Source organism: Microbispora oryzae, from assembly GCF_017896165.1.
Taxonomy (GTDB): Bacteria; Actinomycetota; Actinomycetes; order Streptosporangiales; family Streptosporangiaceae; genus Microbispora; species Microbispora oryzae.
The window spans coordinates 112,644-131,035 of sequence record NZ_JAFCNB010000004.1 but is presented as its reverse complement, the minus strand read 5'-3'; the positions used below and the strand labels follow the sequence as shown (position 1 = coordinate 131,035).

General features: G+C 74.9%; 20 protein-coding genes. 15 read left to right on the top strand and 5 right to left on the bottom strand.

The window, feature by feature from the left end:
• Positions 1 to 3: 3 nt before the first annotated feature.
• The 11 genes from JOL79_RS09315 to JOL79_RS09265 all read left to right on the top strand — a co-directional run bounded on the left by JOL79_RS09315 (position 4) and on the right by JOL79_RS09265 (position 11,025).
• On the top strand, positions 4 to 1,374 hold the full coding sequence (locus JOL79_RS09315) for a cobyrinic acid a,c-diamide synthase CobB (RefSeq protein ID WP_210155316.1): 1,371 nt from the start codon (positions 4 to 6) through the stop codon (positions 1,372 to 1,374).
• Complete coding sequence (gene cobI / locus JOL79_RS09310) at positions 1,371 to 2,093, top strand: precorrin-2 C(20)-methyltransferase (protein WP_210155315.1); 723 nt, start codon at positions 1,371 to 1,373, stop codon at positions 2,091 to 2,093. Before JOL79_RS09315 ends, cobI begins: the two co-directional genes overlap by 4 nt.
• Complete coding sequence (gene cobM / locus JOL79_RS09305; protein ID WP_210155314.1) at positions 2,090 to 2,926, top strand: precorrin-4 C(11)-methyltransferase; 837 nt, start codon at positions 2,090 to 2,092, stop codon at positions 2,924 to 2,926. Before cobI ends, cobM begins: the two co-directional genes overlap by 4 nt.
• On the top strand, positions 2,923 to 4,086 hold the full coding sequence (locus tag JOL79_RS09300; protein WP_307848427.1) for a cobalt-precorrin-5B (C(1))-methyltransferase: 1,164 nt from the start codon (positions 2,923 to 2,925) through the stop codon (positions 4,084 to 4,086). Before cobM ends, JOL79_RS09300 begins: the two co-directional genes overlap by 4 nt.
• Positions 4,083 to 5,381: a precorrin-6y C5,15-methyltransferase (decarboxylating) subunit CbiE gene (gene cbiE / locus JOL79_RS09295; RefSeq protein WP_307848426.1), complete on the top strand. Its 1,299-nt coding sequence runs from the start codon at positions 4,083 to 4,085 to the stop codon at positions 5,379 to 5,381. The genes JOL79_RS09300 and cbiE overlap by 4 nt, the downstream gene beginning before the upstream one ends.
• 16 nt (positions 5,382 to 5,397) lie before the next feature.
• Positions 5,398 to 7,188, top strand: coding sequence for a precorrin-3B C(17)-methyltransferase (gene cobJ, locus JOL79_RS09290; protein WP_307848425.1), 1,791 nt, complete (start codon positions 5,398 to 5,400; stop codon positions 7,186 to 7,188).
• A gap of 20 nt (positions 7,189 to 7,208) precedes the next feature.
• Entirely contained in the window at positions 7,209 to 7,412 is a 204-nt protein-coding gene (locus JOL79_RS09285; RefSeq protein WP_307848424.1) for a 4Fe-4S binding protein, read from the top strand.
• Positions 7,409 to 8,467, top strand: coding sequence for a HoxN/HupN/NixA family nickel/cobalt transporter (locus tag JOL79_RS09280; RefSeq protein WP_210155313.1), 1,059 nt, complete (start codon positions 7,409 to 7,411; stop codon positions 8,465 to 8,467). Before JOL79_RS09285 ends, JOL79_RS09280 begins: the two co-directional genes overlap by 4 nt.
• Positions 8,464 to 9,054: a precorrin-8X methylmutase gene (locus JOL79_RS09275; protein ID WP_210155312.1), complete on the top strand. Its 591-nt coding sequence runs from the start codon at positions 8,464 to 8,466 to the stop codon at positions 9,052 to 9,054. The genes JOL79_RS09280 and JOL79_RS09275 overlap by 4 nt, the downstream gene beginning before the upstream one ends.
• A 31-nt stretch (positions 9,055 to 9,085) precedes the next feature.
• Positions 9,086 to 9,952, top strand: coding sequence for a sirohydrochlorin chelatase (locus tag JOL79_RS09270; protein ID WP_210155311.1), 867 nt, complete (start codon positions 9,086 to 9,088; stop codon positions 9,950 to 9,952).
• A gap of 92 nt (positions 9,953 to 10,044) precedes the next feature.
• On the top strand, positions 10,045 to 11,025 hold the full coding sequence (locus JOL79_RS09265; protein ID WP_210155310.1) for a zinc-binding dehydrogenase: 981 nt from the start codon (positions 10,045 to 10,047) through the stop codon (positions 11,023 to 11,025).
• Between the two features lie 139 nt (positions 11,026 to 11,164).
• Here JOL79_RS09265 and JOL79_RS09260 read toward each other — a convergent pair whose 3' ends face one another.
• Complete coding sequence (locus JOL79_RS09260; protein ID WP_307848423.1) at positions 11,165 to 12,325, bottom strand: MFS transporter; 1,161 nt, start codon at positions 12,323 to 12,325, stop codon at positions 11,165 to 11,167.
• An 82-nt stretch (positions 12,326 to 12,407) separates the two neighbouring features.
• Between JOL79_RS09260 and JOL79_RS09255 the strand changes: the two genes are divergently transcribed.
• Positions 12,408 to 12,881 carry a MarR family winged helix-turn-helix transcriptional regulator gene (locus tag JOL79_RS09255; protein WP_210155309.1) on the top strand — a complete coding sequence of 158 codons (474 nt, stop codon included), beginning with the start codon at positions 12,408 to 12,410 and terminating at the stop codon, positions 12,879 to 12,881.
• 38 nt (positions 12,882 to 12,919) lie between these two features.
• Complete coding sequence (tsaA, locus tag JOL79_RS09250; protein ID WP_210155308.1) at positions 12,920 to 13,375, top strand: tRNA (N6-threonylcarbamoyladenosine(37)-N6)-methyltransferase TrmO; 456 nt, start codon at positions 12,920 to 12,922, stop codon at positions 13,373 to 13,375.
• Between the two features lie 67 nt (positions 13,376 to 13,442).
• Here the strand turns inward: tsaA and JOL79_RS09245 are convergent, their stop codons facing one another.
• Positions 13,443 to 14,075 carry an HNH endonuclease family protein gene (locus JOL79_RS09245; protein ID WP_210155307.1) on the bottom strand — a complete coding sequence of 211 codons (633 nt, stop codon included), beginning with the start codon at positions 14,073 to 14,075 and terminating at the stop codon, positions 13,443 to 13,445.
• Positions 14,076 to 14,490: 415 nt separating this feature from the next.
• Here JOL79_RS09245 and JOL79_RS09240 point away from each other — a divergent pair, with 415 nt between their 5' ends.
• Both JOL79_RS09240 and JOL79_RS09235 read left to right on the top strand, forming a co-directional pair.
• Positions 14,491 to 15,201, top strand: a complete 711-nt coding sequence (locus tag JOL79_RS09240) for a CBS domain-containing protein (protein WP_210155306.1) — start codon at positions 14,491 to 14,493, stop codon at positions 15,199 to 15,201.
• A gap of 142 nt (positions 15,202 to 15,343) precedes the next feature.
• Complete coding sequence (locus tag JOL79_RS09235) at positions 15,344 to 16,249, top strand: hypothetical protein (protein ID WP_210155305.1); 906 nt, start codon at positions 15,344 to 15,346, stop codon at positions 16,247 to 16,249.
• Positions 16,250 to 16,296: 47 nt separating this feature from the next.
• Here the strand turns inward: JOL79_RS09235 and JOL79_RS09230 are convergent, their stop codons facing one another.
• The 3 genes from JOL79_RS09230 to JOL79_RS09220 all read right to left on the bottom strand — a co-directional run bounded on the left by JOL79_RS09230 (position 16,297) and on the right by JOL79_RS09220 (position 18,376).
• The gene (locus tag JOL79_RS09230) at positions 16,297 to 16,953 is read right to left on the bottom strand and encodes an MBL fold metallo-hydrolase (protein ID WP_307848421.1); all 657 of its coding nucleotides are present in this window, start codon (positions 16,951 to 16,953) and stop codon (positions 16,297 to 16,299) included.
• A 108-nt stretch (positions 16,954 to 17,061) separates the two neighbouring features.
• A complete protein-coding gene (locus tag JOL79_RS09225) occupies positions 17,062 to 17,382 on the bottom strand; it encodes a hypothetical protein (protein ID WP_210155304.1) in 321 nt (106 codons plus the stop codon).
• 190 nt (positions 17,383 to 17,572) lie between these two features.
• The gene (locus JOL79_RS09220) at positions 17,573 to 18,376 is read right to left on the bottom strand and encodes an IclR family transcriptional regulator (RefSeq protein WP_210155303.1); all 804 of its coding nucleotides are present in this window, start codon (positions 18,374 to 18,376) and stop codon (positions 17,573 to 17,575) included.
• Positions 18,377 to 18,392: the final 16 nt, after the last annotated feature.

The following is an 18,392-nucleotide window of genomic DNA, read 5'->3' as shown; positions in this document are numbered from 1 at the left end:
CGAATGGTGACGGTGCCCCGGCTCGTGGTCGCCGCCCCGGCGTCGGGGGCGGGCAAGACCACGGTGGCCACCGGGATCATGGCGGCGCTGGCGGCACGCGGGCTGCGGGTGTCGCCGCACAAGGTCGGCCCCGACTACATCGACCCCGGCTACCACGCGCTGGCCACCGGCCGGCCCGGCCGCAACCTCGACGCGTTCCTCACCGGGGACGGCCTGGTCGCCCCGCTGTTCGCGCACGGCGCCCGCGGCGCGGACGTCGCCGTCGTCGAGGGCGTGATGGGCCTGTTCGACGGCCGGGGCTCGACCGGCGAGGCGTCCACCGCCCACGTCGCCAAGCTTCTGGACGCCCCCGTGCTACTGGTCGTCGACGCGTCGTCGCAGTCGTCGTCGGTGGCCGCGCTGGTCCACGGCTTCGCGACGTACGACCCGTCCGTGCGGGTCGCCGCCGTGGTGCTGAACCGGGTGGGCTCCGCCCGGCACGAGCAGATCCTGCGGGAGGCGCTCGCGTCCGCGGGCGTGCCGGTCGCGGGCGCGCTGCCGCGCGACGCCGGCGTCCACGTGCCCTCGCGGCACCTCGGCCTGGTCCCCGCGCGTGAGCGGGAGACGCAGGCCCGCCGGGCCGTGGCCGCGCTGGGCGAGCTGGTGGAGCGCCACTGCGACCTCGGCCTGATCCTGCGCGTCGCGTCGGCCGCGCCGCCGCTGGCCGCCGTCCCGTGGTCGGCCGGCGACGCCCTCGCGTCCGTATCCGCGTCCGGGTGGGTGTCCGGCTCCGGGTCCGCCGCTCGGGCGGGCCGGCCGGTCGTCGCGGTGGCCGCGGGGGCCGCGTTCACCTTCGCCTACGCCGAGACGGCCGAACTCCTGGAGGCCGCCGGAGCCGACGTGGCCCACGTCGACCCGCTGACGGACGAACGGCTGCCCGAAGGGACCCGCGGCCTGGTGCTGGGCGGCGGGTTCCCCGAGGTCCACGCCGCCGACCTGTCGGCCAACGCCCCGCTGCGGGCCGAGGTCGCCCGCCTCGCGGCGCGCGGACTGCCCGTCTGGGCCGAGTGCGCCGGGCTGCTCTACCTCGCCCGGTCCCTCGACGGCGCCCCGATGTGCGGGGTGCTGCCGGCCGACGCCCGCATGACCGGCCGCCTGACCCTGGGCTACCGGGAGGCGGCCCGGCCCGACGGGTCGGCCGTGCGGGCGCACGAGTTCCACCGCACGGCCTGCTCCCCCGCCGCCGGCGCGCCCCCCTCGTACGGCCCCGCGTACACGCTGGAAGGCGGGCGGCGCGAGGGGTTCGTCCGGGGCGGTGTGCACGCCTCCTATCTGCATGTCCACTGGGCCGGCGCGCCGCGCCTCGCCCGCGATCTGGTGGAGGCCGCCGCATGAGGCCCACGCTGTACGGGGTCGGCGTCGGCCCCGGCGACCCCGACCTCGTCACGGTCAGGGCCGTGCGCGTGCTGCGGGACGCCGACGTCGTGGTGGTGCCGGTGGCCGACACCGGCGAGGAGGGACGCGCCGAGCGGATCGTCCGCGCCAACGTGGACCGCGAGGTGCGGCGGCTGGTGTTCGCGCTGACCGACGGCCCCCGGCGGGACGACGCCTGGGACGCGGCCGGGGAGGCCGTCGCCCGCTGCTACGCCGAGGGCGGCCGGACCGTCGCCTTCGCCACTATCGGAGACCCCAACGTCTACAGCACGTTCACCTACCTCGCGGACACCGTGCGCGCGCTCGTGCCCGCAGTACGGGTGGAGACCGTGCCGGGGATCACCGCCATGCAGGCGCTGGCCGCGGGCAGCGGCACCGTGCTGGTCGAGGGCCGCGAGTCGCTCGCGCTGATGCCGCTGACCGCCGGGGTCGGCGCGCTGCGCCGGGCGCTCGACGCCCACGACACCGTCGTCGCCTACAAGGGCGGCCGGGTGCTGCCCCAGGTGCTCGACGCCGTACGCGACGCGGGCAGGCTCGACGGCGCCGTCTACGGTGCCGCGCTCGGCCTGCCCGACGAGGACATCCGGGCCGCCGCCGACCTGGACCCCGGGGCTGCCGCGCCGTACCTGTCGGCGCTGCTGGTGACCCCGAAGCGGACCGGCCGAGGAGGAAGACTGTGAAAGACGGCGCGACGAGCGGAGGCCGCGAGAGCGGCGGCTCCGTCACGTTCATCGGGGCCGGGCCCGGCGCGGCCGATCTGCTGACCCTGCGCGGGGCCGCGGCGATCGGCCGGGCGGACATCGTGATCTGGGCCTCCAGCCTGGTGCACCCGGGTGTGCTGGAGCACGCCCGGCCGGACGCCCGGATCGTCGACTCGGCCGCCGTGCCGCTTGAGGAAGTGGTGGCCCTTTACGAGGAGGCCGCCAGGGACGGCCTGCGCGTGGCGCGGGTGCACTCCGGCGACCCGGCGTTGTGGGGCGCCGTGCAGGAGCAGCTCGACCGGTGCGCCGCCCTCGGCCTGACCGCCGAGATCGTGCCCGGCGTGTCGAGCTTCACCGCGGTCGCCGCCGCGGCCGGGCGGGAGCTCACCGTCCCCGAGGTGGCGCAGTCGGTGGTGCTCACCCGGCTGGAGGGCGGCAAGACGCCGATGCCCGCCGGCGAGACCGTCCGCGGCTTCGCGGCGCACGGCGCGACCATGGCCCTGTTCCTGTCGGCCGCCCGATCGGCCCAGCTCCAGCACGAGCTGCTGGAGGGCGGCTATCCGCCGGAGACGCCGTGCGTCATCGGCTACCGGGTGACGTGGGACGACGAGCTCGTGCTGCGCTGCCGGCTCGACGAGCTGGCCGCCACCGTGCGGGCGCACAAACTGTGGAAGCACACGCTGGTGCTGGTGGGGCCCGCGCTCGGCGCCGAGGGGACCCGGTCGCACCTCTATCACCCGGGGCACTTCCACGGGCACCGCCGCCCTGACCCCGCCGCCCGGCGCGCGCTGCGCGCCAGAGGCGCGTCGTGACCGCGCCGCCCGGCTCCCCCGGGTCGCCTTCGGGGCCCGAGCTGCGCGAGCCCGACCTGCCCCGCACGATGAAGGTCCGCAAGCGGGCGCTGCGCACCGGCTGGACGACCGGGACGTGCAGCGCGGCGGCGGCGAAGGCCGCGAGCATCGCACTCGCCCGCGGGGAGACCCCCGCCGTCGTGGACACCCCGCTGCCCGGCGGTGACCGGGTGACGCTGCCGGTCGACTCCTACGAGGTGCGCGACGGCCGGGCGACGGCCGTCGTGGTGAAGGACGGCGGCGACGACCCCGACGTCACCCACGGCGCGCACATGACGGCGACGGTGTCGTGGCGCCCCGAGGCCGGGATCGAACTGGACGGCGGCGTGGGCGTGGGCGTGGTGACCAAGCCCGGCCTCGGGCTTGAGGTCGGCGGCCCGGCAATCAACCCGGCCCCCCGCGCGCAGATCACGCGGGCCGTCGGCGAGGTGCTCGACCTCGGCGAGCGCGGGGTGCGCGTCGTCATCAGCGTGCCCGAGGGCGAGCGCATGGCCCGCAAGACGACCAACGCCAGGCTCGGCATCCTCGGCGGCATCTCGATCCTCGGCACGACCGGGATCGTCCGGCCGTTCTCCACCGAGTCGTGGCGGTCCTCCGTGGTGCAGGCCATCGGGGTGATGGCGGCCCAGGGCGAGCGGACGCTCGTGCTGTCCACCGGCGGCCGGACCGACGGCGCGGCCATGCGGCTGCGACCCGGCCTCCCCGAGGTGTGCTTCGTCGAGGTGGGCGACTTCACCGGGGCCGCGCTGCGCCGGGCGGTCGACGAGGGGATCACCGACGTGCTCTTCGTGGGCATGGCGGGAAAGCTCACCAAGCTCGCCGCCGGCGTGCTCATGACCCACTACACCCGATCGAAGATCGACCGCGATCTCCTCGCCTCGGTGACGCGGGAGGCAGGCGGGGACGACGCGCTCGTGGCCGAGGTCGCCGCCGCCAACACCGCCCGCCACGCGTACGAGCTGTGGGAGGCCGCGGGGCTCCTTGCCCGTGCGGGCGGGCTCATCTGCGGCCGGGTGAAGGACGTGCTGGAGCGGTTCACCGGCGGCGTCGTCACCGCCAGCGTGATCATGGTCGACCCGGACGGCCGCGGTCCGGTCGCGTCGAGCGGGGAGGCGCCGTGACCGACCAGGCGGCTACTCAGGCCACCGGCCACCCGACCGACCAGGCGACCACTCAGGCGACCGGCCACGTGGCCGCTCGGGTGACCGTGATCGGCGTGGACGGGCGGCCCCTGCCGGAGCGGGCCGCCGCCCGGCTGGCCGGGGCGACGCTGGTGGCGGGGGCCAGGCGGCACCTCGACGCCCTGGCCGTGCCCGAGGCGGCGGAGCGGCACGTGCTTGGCGACGTGGCCGCGGGTGTCGCGGCGGTCCGCGCCCATCGCGGGCCCGCCGTCGTGCTCGCCTCCGGCGACCCGGGATTCTTCGGCATCGTCCGCCTGCTGCGCCAGGCCGGGCTCGACCCCGACGTCGAGCCGGCCGTGTCGTCGGTCGCGGCGGCCTTCGCGCTGGCCGGGGAGACCTGGGACGACGCCGTCGTCGTCAGCGCGCACGGCCGGGACCCGCGGCCCGCCGTCAACGCCTGCCTGGCGCTGCCCAAGGTGGCCGTGCTCACGGCGCCCGGCAGCGGGCCTGCCGAGATCGGCGCGGCGCTGCGCGGCCGGCCGAGACGGCTGGTCGTCGCCGAGCGCCTGGGCACCCCGGAGCAGCGGGTCACCGAGTGCGCGCCCGAAGAGGCCGCGGCCCGGTCGTGGGCGGAGCCCAACGTCGTGCTGGCGCTGGCCGGCCGTGAGGCCGCCGGGCGCGGATGGGCGGCGCCCCGCCGCCTGACCCCCGCCCGCTGGGGCCTGCCCGAGGAGGCGTACGACCACCGCGACAGCATGATCACCAAGGCGGAGGTGCGGGCCCTCGCGCTCGCGCACCTCGGCCCCGGCCTGGGCGACCTGGTGTGGGACGTGGGCTGCGGGAGCGGCTCGGTCGCGGTCGAGTGCGCCCGTTTCGGCGCGGCGGCCGTGGCGGTCGACCGCGACCCCGCGCAGTGCGAGCGGGCCCGCCGCAACGCCCGCGGCCACGACGTCGACGTGCTGGTCGTCGGCGGGGACGCCCCCGCCTGCCTGGCCGGTCTCCCCGACCCCGACGCCGTCTTCGTGGGCGGCGGCGGCCCGGAGGTCGTCGCCGCCGCGGCGGGCCGGGGCGCGCGCGCCGTCGTGGTGGCGCTGGCCGCCGTCGACCGGATCGCGGCCACGCGGGACGCCCTCGCCGCCGCGTCGTACGAGGTGGGCGGCGCCGTCGTCAACGCGTCGCGTTTCGCCCCGCTGCCCGGCGGCGCCACCCGGCTCGACGCGACCAACCCGGTCTTCCTCGTCTGGGGGCACCGGGTCGTGAGGCACGGGGTCGTGAGGCACGGGAGGCACCGATGAGCATCAAGGAGGCAGCGTGAAGACCGGGCTGGTGACCGGGGTGGTGACCGCCACCAGGGCGGGCGGCGTGGCCGCCGACCGGCTGGCCGGGGCGTGGGGAGACGTCCGGCGTTACCCGGTCGCCGATCTGGCGGACGCCTGGCGCGAGTGCGACGAGATCGTCTGCTTCCTCGCCGTCGGGGCCGCCGTACGGCTGCTCGCGCCCCTCCTCGGCGACAAGCGGACCGACCCCGGCGTGGTGTGCGTCGACGAGGCGGGCCGGTTCGCGGTGGCCGTCGTCGGCGGGCACGCCGGCGGCGCGAACCGGCTGGCGCGACGGGTGGGCGACGTCCTCGGCGCGCTGCCGGTCGTCACCACCGCCACGGACGCCACGGGGACAAGCCCGCTCGACGAGCTCGGCCTGCCGGTCGAGGGCGACGTCGCCGCAGTGACGCGGGCCATGCTGGACGGCGAGGAGGTGGCGCTGGTCGCCGACGCGACCTGGCCGCTGCCGCCGCTGCCGGTCACCCCCGGCCGGGCCGGGGACGGCACTGGCGGCGCGGACGGCGTGCCCCGCATCCTCCTCACGGACCGTGCCACAGACCTTGTCACAGACCTTGTCACAGACCTTGTCACGGACCTTGTCACAGGCCGTGATACGGACCATGCCACAGACCATGTCACGGACAGCACGGCCGCACCGCCCCGGCCGGTCGTGATCGTCCGCCCGCCGAGCCTGGCCGTCGGCGTCGGGGGCAGCCGCGGCGTGCCGGCCGAAGAGGTCATCGGGCTGGTGCGGGCCGCCCTCGCGGAGGCCGGGCTGGCCCTGGGCTCGGTTTCCCGGCTGGCCACCGCCGACGTGAAGGCCGACGAGCCCGGAATCGTCGAGGCGGCGCGGGCTCTCGGCGTGCCGCTGGTCACCTACCCGGCGGACCGGCTCGCCGGCGTCGCCGTGCCGAACCCGAGCGAGGTCGTGCGTGCGGCCGTCGGGACGCCGAGCGTCGCCGAGGCGGCGGCGTTGGCCGGCGGCGGCGAGCTGGTGGTGCGGAAACGGAAGTCGGCGATGGCCACCGTCGCGGTGGCGCGGCTGCGCCCGCGCGGGCGGCTCGCGATCGTCGGGCTCGGTCCCGGCTCCCGCGACCTGCTCACCCCCCGGGCGGTCGCCGAGCTGCGCCGGGCGGGTCACGTCGTCGGCCTCGACCAGTACGTGGCGCAGATCCGCGACCTGCTGCGGCCCGGCACGCGCGTCGTGGAGTCCGGGCTCGGCGCCGAGGAGGAACGGGCCCGCGCCGCCGTGCGGCTGGCCGCCGAGGGTCACGCGGTGGCGCTGATCGGCAGCGGCGACGCCGGAGTGTACGCGATGGCCTCGCCCGCTCTGGAGAACGCCGACGACTCGTTCGACGTGGTCGGCGTGCCGGGCGTCACGGCGATGCTGGCCGCCTCGGCCCTGCTCGGCGCGCCGCTCGGTCACGACCACTGCGCCATCAGCCTGTCCGACCTGCACACGCCGTGGGAGGCCATCGAGCGGCGGGTGACCGCGGCCGCGGAGTCGGACCTCGTGGTCGCGTTCTACAACCCCCGCTCGCGCGGCCGCCACTGGCAGCTGCCGAAGGCCCTGGAGATCCTCGCCCTGCACCGGCCGCCGGCCACCCCGGCCGGAGTGGTGACGGACGCGAGCCGTCCGGCCCAGCACGTCCTGCTGACCACGCTCGGCGAGCTCGATCCCGAGCTGGTCACCATGCGGAGCCTGGTGATCGTCGGCTCCAGCCGGAGCCGGGTGGTCGCCGGCCGTTTCGTGACACCGAGGGAGTATGTGTGGCAACGCTGAGCTCCTCCATGAGTCCCGCCGTGAGTCTCGCTGTGAGTCCCGCTGTGGGTTACGCCGTGACGGCCGCCTGCGCGGGATGCGGGGCGTGCCTGCTCACCTGCCCCGAGCACGCGATACGGCCCGCGGACGGCGGGGGGCTGGTGGTCCTCGACGACCGCTGCACGCGCTGCGGGGAGTGCGCCGAGATCTGTCCCGTCGACGCGGTCGTGGAGGTGCGCTCGTGAATCCGCCCGCGTACGCCGGGGTGAGATGGACCGCGCGGGAACGCGCGCGGATCGGCGGCATCGTCGCCGTCGTCACGGCCCTGCACATCGCCGGATGGTCGCTGTACCTCTACTACGCCGAGGGCCTCGCCGGGGCGGGCGCCTTCGCCGGGGCCGGGACCCTCGCCTACAGCCTCGGCGTCCGGCACGCCTTCGACGCCGACCACATCGCCGCGATCGACGACACGACGCGGCTGATGCTCCAGCGGGGACGCCGCCCGGTCGGGGTCGGATTCTTCTTCGCGCTCGGGCACTCCACCGTGGTGCTGGCCCTCGCCCTGATCGTGGCGATGGCCGCCGGGGCCGCCGGGCACGACGTCGAGAGCTTCCGCCGGGTGGGCGGGATCGTCTCGCAGGTCGTCGCCATGTCGTTTCTGCTGCTCGTCGCGGTGCTGAACGGCATGGTGCTCGCCGGGGTGATCGGGCTGTGGCGGCGCATGACGCGCGGCCGGATCGACCGGGACGAGCTGGAACTCCTGCTGCTGAACCGGGGCCTGATGAACCGCGTGCTCGGCAGCCGCGTCCGCGGGCTGATCCGGTCGTCGTGGCACATGTACCCGGTCGGCCTGCTGTTCGGGCTGGGCCTGGAGACGGCCAGCGAGGTGACGCTGCTCGCCCTGTCGGCCAGCACGGCCTCGCAGGGCAGCCTCCCGACGACGGCCGTGCTCACGCTGCCCCTGCTGTTCGCCGCCGGCATGACGGCCTGCGACACCGCCGACAGCCTGCTCATGTCGCGGGCCTACTCGTGGGCCTACCGCAGCCCGGCGCGGCGGCTCTACTACAACGCGGCGACGACCGGGGTGACCGTCCTGGTCGCCGCGTTCATCGCGACCGTCTACCTCGCCGGGCTGGCGGCCGAGGCGACGGGCGCCGGCGGTGCGCTCGCCGCGTACGCCTCGCTCGCCGACCACTTCGAGCTGTTCGGCTACGTCATCGTGGCGCTGTTCGCGACGGTGTGGGGCGGGGCCGCCCTCGTGTGGCGGGTGTCGGGGCTCGGCCGGAGGTACGCCGAATGAGCCGGCCGCCACGCCCGAGGACGGTCCACCCCATCGAGGTCCGGTCGTACGAGATCCTCCGCTCGCGGGCGGACACCTCGGGCCTGCCTCCGCTGACCCGCGCCGTGACCGAACGGGTGATCCACGCCAGCGCCGACCTCGACTACCTCGGCGACCTCGTCGTCTCCGGCGAGGACGACCTGGCGGCCGCGGCCGCCGCGCTGCGGGCCGGCACGCCCGTCGTCGCCGACGTCGAGATGGTCGCCGCCGGCATCACCGCGGTCACCCCCGTCTGCCGGGTGCGCGGCGCCGCGGCCGGGCCGGGCCTGACCCGCAGCGCCGCCGCCATCCGGATGGCGTACGACGAGGTGGGGCCGGGAGCGGTGTGGGTGGTGGGCAACGCGCCCACGGCGCTGGAGGAGATCCTTCGGCTCGGCGTCCGGCCCGCGCTGGTCGTGGGCCTGCCGGTCGGATTCGTCGGGGCGGCCGAGTCGAAGCAGGCCCTGCGCGAGGCATGCCTGCCCGCGGTCAGCAACCGGGGCGAGAAGGGCGGGTCGGCGGTCGCCGCCGCCGCCGTCAACGCACTGCTCTACTGGGAGGGGTCATGAACGAGCCGACCGCCACGCACCGGGGCGGCGCATGAGCGCGCTGCTGCTGGTGGGCCACGGCACCACGGACGCGGCCGGCGTGCGGGACTTCCACCGGCTGGTCGACATCGTCGCCGAGCGGGCGTCCGTCCCCGTCGCCGGAGGATTCATCGAGCTGTCGCGCCCGCCGCTGCGGGACGCCGTCGCGACGCTGGTCGCCTCCGGGCACCGCAAACTCGGTGTCGTCCCGCTCGTGCTGGTCGCCGCCGGGCACGCCAAGGGCGACATCCCGGCCGCGCTGCGCCGCGAGGCCGACCGGCACCCACGGCTCGCCTATTCGTACGGCCGCCCGCTCGGCCCGCACCCGGCGCTGCTCGACCTGCTGGAGGAGCGGCTCGACGCGGTGCTCGACCCGAGCGAGCGCTCGGGCACGACGGTGGTGCTCGTGGGCCGCGGATCCACCGACCCCGACGCGAACGCCGAGCACGTGAAGGTCGCCCGGCTGCTGTGGGAGGGACGGGGTCTCGCCGGGGTCGAACCCGCGTTCATCAGCCTCGCCTCCCCCTCGGTCCCCGAGGCCCTGGAGCGGGCCAGGCTGCTCGGCGCCCGCCGGATCGTGGTGCTGCCGTACTTCCTGTTCAACGGCGTGCTCCCGGCCCGCAGCGCCGAGCAGTCGATCGCGTGGGCGGCCACCCGGCCGGAGGTCGACGTGCGGTGCGCCGACGTGATCGGGCCCGCCCCGGCGCTGGCGGACCTCGCGCTCGAACGCTTCCGCGAGGCCCTGCGCGGCGACATCCGGATGAACTGCGACACCTGCGTCTACCGGATCGAGATGCCGGGGCACGAGCACCGGGTCGGGGCCCCGCAACACCCGCATCACCACCCGGACGACCCGGCGCACACACACGCCCACGCCTGACCGCCGGCCTGATCCCGCGAGTTGACCTCAACCTCACTTCAGGTTGCACGGTGGACGGGACGGATCGCCACCCGGTGAGTGAGGAGACGCACGTGCGCGCTGTCCGGCAGTACGAGTTCGGCCCGGCGGAGAACCTGCGATACGAAGAGGTGCCCGATCCGGAGCCCGCCGCCGGGCAGGTGCGCGTCGTCGTCGCGGCGTCCGGCGTGCACCTGATCGACACGGCGATCCGGGCGGGAACGGCGAAGGTGCCGTTCCCGCTTCCTGAGCTGCCGATGACGCCCGGCAGGGAGGTGGCGGGGACCGTCGACGCGGTCGGCCACGGGGTGGGCCGGGAGTGGCTGGGCCGGCGCGTCGTCGCGCATCTCGGCATGACCAGCGGCGGCTACGCCGAGATGGCCGTCGCCGACGTGACCGCGCTGCACGAGCTGCCCGGCCACCTCGACGAGGCGACGGCGGTGGCCATGATCGGCACCGGCCGCATGACGATGGGCATCCTGGCGCTGGCCAGGATCACCCCGGCCGACGTCGTGCTGGTCACCAGCGCCGCGGGCGGGATCGGCACCCTGCTCGTGCAGGCGGCCCGTGAGGCGGGCGCCACCGTGGTGGGCGCGGCGGGCGGCGGCGCGAAGACCGCGCGGGTGCTGGCCTCCGGGGCCGACGTGGCGGCCGACTACACGTCGCCGGGCTGGCCGGACGAGGTGCGCCGGGCGCTCGGCGGGCGCGAGGTCACCCTGGCCCTCGACGGCGTGGGCGGCGAACCCGGCCGCGCCGCCCTCGACCTGCTGGGCGCGGGCGGGCGGATCGTCCTGTTCGGGTTCTCCTCGGGCGAGCCGACCCGCTTCACCTCCGAGGATCTCCTGAGGCGGAGCCTGACGGCCGTCGTCGCCCTGGGCGCGCCGATCCTGAAGCTGCCCGGCGGCCTGCGCGCGCTGGAGGAGCGGGCGCTCGCCGAGGCCGCCGCCGGCCGGCTCGTGCCCGCCCTGTCGGCGTTCCCCCTCAAGGACGCCGCGGCCGCGCACGCCGCGCTGGAGAGCCGGGCCACCTCCGGCAAGGTCGTGCTGGTCCCCTGACCCGCCGCCCGCATCCGTTCGCATCTGCTCGGCCGTGACGTCCCGCTCGGGCTGGGCGGTGGCGACGCGCTCGGCTCCAATCGCGGGTCGGTGGCGACACGGGCTTCTGCGTGATGACCGGCACCGCGGTCAAGCTGCGCTAATCCTCGATGGCCGGTGTGAGCGCGCGGTCGCGCCGCAGCGAGTGGAGCGCGACGAGCAGGCCCACGACAGTGAGGGCGGCGGCGGCCGGGTAGATCGAACGCGGACCCGGGCCGTCGATGAGCCGGCCGCCGAGCCATCCCGCGAACGCCGCGGCGAGCTGGAAGCTCGCGGCGTTGACCGCGACGGCCAGGGTCGGGGCGGCCCGGGCGGCGGCCACCACGCGGGTCTGCATGCCCGGAACGACGGCGAACGCCAGCACACCGAGCACGAACCACAGCACGGCGGCCGACGCCCGGTGTCCACTGGCCGGCCAGCCGATCGTGAGCACGCCCACCAGGACGGCCAGCAGACCGGTGAGGGAGGGCATGAGCGCCCGGTCGGCCAGCCACCCGCCCAGGACGTTGCCGGCGACGGCGCCGGTCCCGTAGACCAGCAGCAGCACCGGCACCGCGCCGTCGGAGAACCCGCTGACGTCCGTGGCCAGGGGTGCCAGGAAGCTGAAGACGGTGACGACCCCGAGGTTGCCGGCCGCCGTCAGGGCGATGGCCAGCAGCACGTCCCGTCGGGTGAAGACGCGCAGCTCGCCGAGGAGCGAGCCGACGTCCGGCGCGGGCCCGGCGGGAACGGACCGCAGCACCGGCAGCAGGGCGGCGAGGGTGAAGACCGCGATCGCGGCGAAGGTCGCCCGCCAGCCGAGGTGCTGACCGACGGCCGTGCCGATCGGGGTGCCCGCGATGATCCCCAGGTTCATGCCGAGGGTCAGCCTCGCGACGGTGGAGGCCTCCCGGCCCGGCGGGGCGCCCGAGACGGCTGTGGCGATCGCCACGGCGAAGAAGGTGGCGACCACAAGGCCGGCGGCGAGGCGCGCGGCCAGCAGGACGGGATAGGTGGGGGCCAGGGCCGACGCGGTGTTGGCGACGACGGAGGTGCCGACGAGCATGGCGATGAGCGACCGGCGGGGCAGCCGGGCGGTCAGGAGCGTGACCACCGGCCCTCCGACGATCATCCCGACGGCGTACGCGCTGACCAGCAGCCCCGCGGCCGGAATCGACACCGACAGATCATGCGCCACGCCGGGCAGGATCCCGGCGATGACGAACTCCCCGGTGGTCAGGCCGAAGACCACGAGCATGAGCGAGAAGACCGGAAGCGGCACGGCGTCATCCCCCAAATACTTCGAACTCAAATGATTCCAGCCATAACTATCATGGTTCGAACAGCCTCGCTAGACTCCGGGCATGGCGCGACGGCCCGGCCCGGCGGGAGACACGACGGCGACCACGGTTGACGTGGAGCTTGACGGGCAGATCGACCGCGAGATCGACCGGGAGGTCTGCAAGCTGGCCCACCGGTTCACCCAGCGGCTTGACGCCTACGTGCGCCGGGCCGCGGAGGAACTGGGCCTGACCCCGACCCAGGTGATCGCACTGCGGGAACTGCCCGACCCGATCACCGCGCGGGAACTGGCCGGCCGGATGGCCTGCGAGCCGTCCAACGCCACGTTCGTCCTCGACCGGCTGGAGCAGCAGGGACTGATCGAGCGGCGCCCCCACCCGACCGACCGGCGGGCCAAGCGCATCGTGCTCACCCCGGCGGGTGAGCGGCGCAGAGCCGAGGTCATGGAACGACTCGACGCCGGCTCGCCGCTGGCCGCACTCAGCCCCGCGCAGCAGGAGTCTCTGCGCGATCTTCTCCGTACACTCGTCACCTGAGCCGGCCGCCTGACGCCGGCGCCGAAAGGACCGAGCCGATGACCGAGCCCATAAACGGGCCGATAAACGGGCTGACGACAGGGCGGGGCGGGTACACGCTGACGCCCGTCGGAACCGTCCGATCCGCCCTCACGTCCCTGGACGACGCGCCCCGGCAGGGACGCGAAGGAGCACCGGAGGCCTGGCTGGAGATCGACACGTCGTACGACGACGCGCTGGACGGTCTCACGCCCGGCGCCGAGATCCTGGTGCTCACCTGGCTGCACCGGGGCAGCCGCGACGTGCTGAAGGTCCACCCGCGCAGCGATCCGGCGCGGCCCCTGACCGGGGTCTTCGCCACCCGCTCCCCCGACCGGCCCAACCCCGTCGGGCTGCACCGGGTCACGATCGTGAAGATCGACCCGGACCGGGGCCTGCTGGTCCATCCCCTGGAGACCCTCGACGGCACCCCGGTGATCGACATCAAACCGGTGCTCGACGCGTCCGACCGATGACGGACGGCCCCCGCGCCGCGCCGCGCGGGGGCCCCGGGACCGTACGCGACCGCACGGGGGGTTCAGGTCAGCAGTAGCCGAGCATCGTGGTCAGCGCGGACTTCTCGGCGCTCTGCACGGTCAGGTTGTAGTACCACTTCACCTGGATCCAGGCGCGGGCGTAGGTGCACCAGAACGAGGTCAGTGAAGGCTTCCAGGTGCTCGGGTCCTGGTCGCCCTTGGCCTGGTTGACGTTGTCGGTGACGGCCCACAGCTCGGGACCGCCCAGATCGTTGGCGTACGTCTGGCGCTGGGCGGTCGTCCAGGCCCAGGCACCCGACCTCCAGGCCTCCGCGAGCGGCACCATGTGATCGATGTCGACGTCGGACGCCGCCGACCAGGTGGCGCCGTCGTACGGGCTGTACCAGGTGCCCGACGTGGCGGAGCAGGAGGAGTTCGTCACGACGTTCGCGCCGTCGCGCTTGAGCACGGTCTCCCGGGTGTCGCACGTCCCGGAGATGGTGATCCAGTGGGGGAACAGGGCCCGGTCGTAGGTCGACTGATGCGACTCGGCGGCCACGGTCAGCGAGGCGAGCCGGGAGGCCGCCGTACTGGCCGACGGGATGTTCGGCGGGGTGGCCGAAGCGGCGCCGCCGGAGAGAGTGATCGTGAGCGAAAGGGTGACGACGGCCGCGGCGACGCCGGCCAGGACTCGTCTCACGGGCTTCTCCTTCTGCCCGCTGCTCCGGCCAGGTGGGGGACTGGACGGGAACGGAGCAGCCAGACAGCTTGGAGATTCGTAAAACCGGACAATCACCTGTACATCAGGTGATGATCACCGGATTTGACAGGATTTGTCGGAATCGGCCCATGACGTGGCGGCCGGGCGGCCCGACCTGCCGGGACGCCGCGGCTGGGTCCGATTCCCGCTGAGTCGCCCGGTCGTACGAGGCATGAAGATCGTGTTAACGGCCGGGGCGCGGCTCCGGGAGCGTCATGTGAGGGCGCCGGACGGGGGTCCAACGCCGGGCCGCCGGGGGACCTACGGCCCTGGCCGTCCGGACGCGGACGCGCTGGGATGAAGTGGGGCCGGTCCGCGCGGGGCGGGCCCGGCCGGGCGGCCGGAGGGGGTTGCCATGCGGGTCAAGGTGCAGGACGTGATGACGCGAGAGGTCGCGTCCGTCAACGGCAGCACCCCGTTCAGGGACGTCGCGGAGGTGCTGATCACTCATGGGGTGAGCGCCGTACCCGTGGTCGACGGGGAGAACCACGTCATCGGAGTGGTCTCGGAGGCGGACCTGCTCCGCAAGGAGGAGTTCAGGGAGCAGTTCCGCCGCGAGGGCTACCGTCCGCCGCTCCGGGCTCGGCTGCGGGCCATGCTCGGCGCGGGGCCCGGGAGGCACGGGGACCCTTCGGCCAGGGCCGGGGGCGGGACGGCCGCCGAGGTGATGACCCGCCCGGCCGTCACCGTGCGGCCCCAGACGACCACCGTGGCGGCGGCCAGGCTGATGGACGCGCGGGGGGTCAAGCGGCTCCCCGTGGTCGACGACGAGGGCCGCCTGCGAGGCATCGTCAGCCGCCGCGACCTGCTGAAGGTGTTCGTCCGGGGCGACGCCGACATCGCCGGGGAGATCCGCGAGGAGGTCCTCGACGGGATCCTGTGGGAGGAGACCGGGGGCGTGCGGGTGTCGGTGTCCGGCGGGGTGGTCACGCTGACCGGGCGGACGCGTCACCGCAGCGAGGCCGAGATCGTGGCGCGCATGGCCGAACGCGTCAACGGCGTGGTCGACGTGGTGAACCGGCTGGAATGGACGGTGGACGACTCCCCCGTCTGGAGCGGCGGCTGAACTCCCGGCGCCGGCCGGATGCCGCGGCGTACGATGCGTACCGGGATCCGGGCCGGCCCCTCGGGACTCCGGCGATGTGGGGGGATCCGGAGACCGTTCCGGGGCATGCTGACAGCGACAGGATCCACGCGGGAGGCGACGCATGCCGCGCGACAGACGCCTGAGGGCCGCCGCGGCCCTGGCCGCGCTCAGTGTGGTCGTGGCCGCCTGCGGTGGGACCCGAACTCCCGGGTCCGGCCCGGACGGCGGCGGCGCGAGCGGGCCGGGCGGGCCGGGGATCGCGACCGCCCGCGACGCCGGAGGCGTGGCCGGCGCCCCGTCCGGAACGCCCCCTGCTGAAACACCCGCGGCCGAGACCCCAGGGACGGGAACACCCCCGGTCGGCGGGACGGGCAGCCCGGCTCCCCGGCCGCCCTCGGGCCCCTACCTCGTGGCCGGCCGTTACCAGCCGCTGTGGCCGTTCTCCGATCAGGCGGAGGCGGATGCCTGGCGGGCCACCTACCAGACGGGCGGGCACCAGCCCTGGCACCTGGACGCCCGGCAGACGGCCTTGTCGTTCACCCAGGGCTTCCTCGGGTTCGGCCGGATCGACCGGATCGTCAGGTCCAGCGTCTCCGGCTCCCACGCCCGTGTCGCCGTCGGCTTCCGGCCGGAGGAGAGCGGGCGGCTCGCCACCGCCGCGGTGATCCACCTCGTCCGGTACGGCCGCGGCGAGGACGCGCCGTGGGAGGTCGTGGGGACCGACGACACCACCTTCACCCTCACGACCCCGGCGTACGGAGCCACGGTCGCCTCACCGGCGAAGGCGGGCGGAAGGATCACCGGGGTCGACGAGAGCATCCGGGTCCAGGTGCGCCAGCCGTGGTCGGACCGGCCGCTCGGCGACGCCTGCTGCGTCCCCGCCGGAGGCGAGGGCCACCCGTGGTCGTCGAAGGTCGCGTTCAGGGCACGGCCCGGGTGGACGGCCACCGTCGTCGCCATGACGGGCGGCCACGTGGCCGAGGTCGAACGCTTCGCCGTCACCGGCGTCCGGGTCGCCACCGGCTGACAGGCGGCCGGCCCGGGCCGAAGGATCTCGCCGTCAGGAACGCGCGGTCAGTGGCCCCGGCGGATCCACTCGTCCAGGTGCGGTTTCTCCACCGCGATCGAGGTGCTGTCGCCGTGCCCGGTGTGCACCGCCGTCTCCGGCGGGAGCGTGAGCAGGCGGTCGCAGATCGACGCGATGATCAGGCCGAAGTCGGAGAACGACCGCCCGGTCGCGCCGGGCCCGCCGTTGAAGAGCGTGTCGCCGGTGAACACGACGCCGAGCTCGGGGACGTGGAAACAGCAGGCCCCGGGCGCGTGACCCGGGGTGTGCAGGACCTCGATCCGCGTCCCGCCCGCCTCGATCACCTGTCCGTCGGCCAGATAGCCGCCCGGCTCCCGGCCGGGATGGGTGAGCCGCCACAGCGGCAGGTCGTCCGGGTGCAGCAGGACGGGCGCCCCGGTGGCCTCCGCGAGCGCGGGCGCGACCCTGACGTGGTCGTCGTGCGCGTGGGTGGCCAGGATCGCCACGACCCGCCGGTCCCCCACGACGTCGAGGATGGCCTTCACGTCGTGCGGCGCGTCGACGACCACGCACTCGGCGGCGTCGCCGATCACCCAGACGTTGTTGTCGACGTCGAACGTCTGGCCGTCGAGGCTGAATGTCCCCGACGTGACGGCGTGGTCGATCCGGGGGCCGGTCGGGAGATCATCGGTGTTGGCGGGCACCCCATGATTATGCCCCCGCCACACCCGCCTCCCGGTCAGGAGCCGCCGGCCAGGCTCTCGGCGCCCGAGCGGCGGCGCGCGGCGAGGAGAGCCCGGCTGTCCGGGCCGTCAGGTGAAGTGGATGGAGCCGTATTCACCTGCGGCGATGTGAACATTCGAGCCGAATTTCGTGCAATAGGCATAGGACCATCGGCCACCGGACACGACGTTGCCCTTCGCGAACTGACGGTTCGAGCAGAGGACCTGCGCGTAGTACGAACTACTGGTGGCCGTGCAGGCCGCGCCGTAGGTGTTCTCGTCCTGCCATTCCGACAACCCGCAGAACACGGCGCCGGAGGTCTGGACCGCGGCCTGGGCGGGAACGGTCATCGCGCCGAGCGCGAGCGCGGTGCCGAGCCCCGCACGTACGACGAATTTGCTGATTCGCATGAATTACTCCCGTTGAATCTCCGCGGCCAGATGCAATACGTCCCTTTCGGAACTCGTGTCAGGATTCATATCCGGCCGCGGCCTGTCAATTCTCGAATGTCCCGCCGGCGGGATCGTCCGGCGGAAAACGGCGCCCAAACGGCGCCCCAAAAGGGAGAACTCCGAATGCCGGGAATGAGGTGCGCGCGATTCAGCGGCCCGCGAGCCGGCCGGCGTCCGCGCCGTACTCCGTGCGCGGCGCGACGGCGGCGCGGTAGTCCCTGGCGATTCCCTGCGCGGCCGTCAGCAGGGGATCGATCAGGCGGGGCAGCTCCCGCACCCGCCGGGAGGACACCACGATGCCGACGGCCGCGAGGAGCCGTCCGTCCAGGAACACCGGGGCGGCGGCGGAGCACGAGCCGAGGGTCATCTCCTCGTGCGTGGTCGCGTACCCGCGGGCCCGGACCTGGGTCAGCTCCCGGGCCAGCCGGCCCGGCTCGGTGATCGTGTGAGGGGTGGGCCGCTCCAGCGACCGGGACAGGTAGGCGGAGACGAACCAGGCGGGTTCGAAGGCGAGGAGCACCTTGCCGACGCCCGTCGGATGCATGGGGAGCCGCCCGCCCGCCCGCGAGACGATCGGGACGGCCTGCCTGCCGTACACCTTGTCGACGTAGAGGACCTCGGCGCCGTCGCGGACGGCGATGTGGACGTTCTCGCCCGTGCCCGCGAAGACCTCCTGCAGCCAGGGGCGAGCGACCTCCTGCAGCGGGTCGGGGGCCAGCTGGCCGAGCTCCCACATGCGGCGGCCGACGTGGTAACGCCCGTCCTCGTCCCGGCCGAGCGCCCGCCAGTCCTCCAGTTCCGCCACCAGGCGGTGGACCGTGCTCAGCGCCAGCCCGGTGCGGGCGGCGATCTCCGTGAGCGTGAGCCGGGGATGGGCGGCGTCGAACGCGCCGATGATCGCCAGCAGCCGCGAGGCGACCGTGCGTCCCTTCTCGCGTGCCCCTCCCGGCATGCCGCCCCCCTTCCCG

Bases quoted from the DNA above. Each gene is read 5' to 3' on its own strand.
- JOL79_RS09315 (WP_210155316.1), top strand. From the start codon at position 4: ATGGTGACGGTGCCCCGGCTCGTGGTCGCCGCCCCGGCGTCGGGGGCG.
- cobI (WP_210155315.1), top strand. From the start codon at position 1,371: ATGAGGCCCACGCTGTACGGGGTCGGCGTCGGCCCCGGCGACCCCGAC.
- JOL79_RS09275 (WP_210155312.1), top strand. From the start codon at position 8,464: ATGAGCCGGCCGCCACGCCCGAGGACGGTCCACCCCATCGAGGTCCGG.
- JOL79_RS09270 (WP_210155311.1), top strand. From the start codon at position 9,086: ATGAGCGCGCTGCTGCTGGTGGGCCACGGCACCACGGACGCGGCCGGC.
- JOL79_RS09255 (WP_210155309.1), top strand. From the start codon at position 12,408: ATGGCGCGACGGCCCGGCCCGGCGGGAGACACGACGGCGACCACGGTT.
- tsaA (WP_210155308.1), top strand. From the start codon at position 12,920: ATGACCGAGCCCATAAACGGGCCGATAAACGGGCTGACGACAGGGCGG.
- JOL79_RS09240 (WP_210155306.1), top strand. From the start codon at position 14,491: ATGCGGGTCAAGGTGCAGGACGTGATGACGCGAGAGGTCGCGTCCGTC.
- JOL79_RS09235 (WP_210155305.1), top strand. From the start codon at position 15,344: ATGCCGCGCGACAGACGCCTGAGGGCCGCCGCGGCCCTGGCCGCGCTC.
- JOL79_RS09225 (WP_210155304.1), bottom strand. From the start codon at position 17,382: ATGCGAATCAGCAAATTCGTCGTACGTGCGGGGCTCGGCACCGCGCTC.
- JOL79_RS09220 (WP_210155303.1), bottom strand. From the start codon at position 18,376: ATGCCGGGAGGGGCACGCGAGAAGGGACGCACGGTCGCCTCGCGGCTG.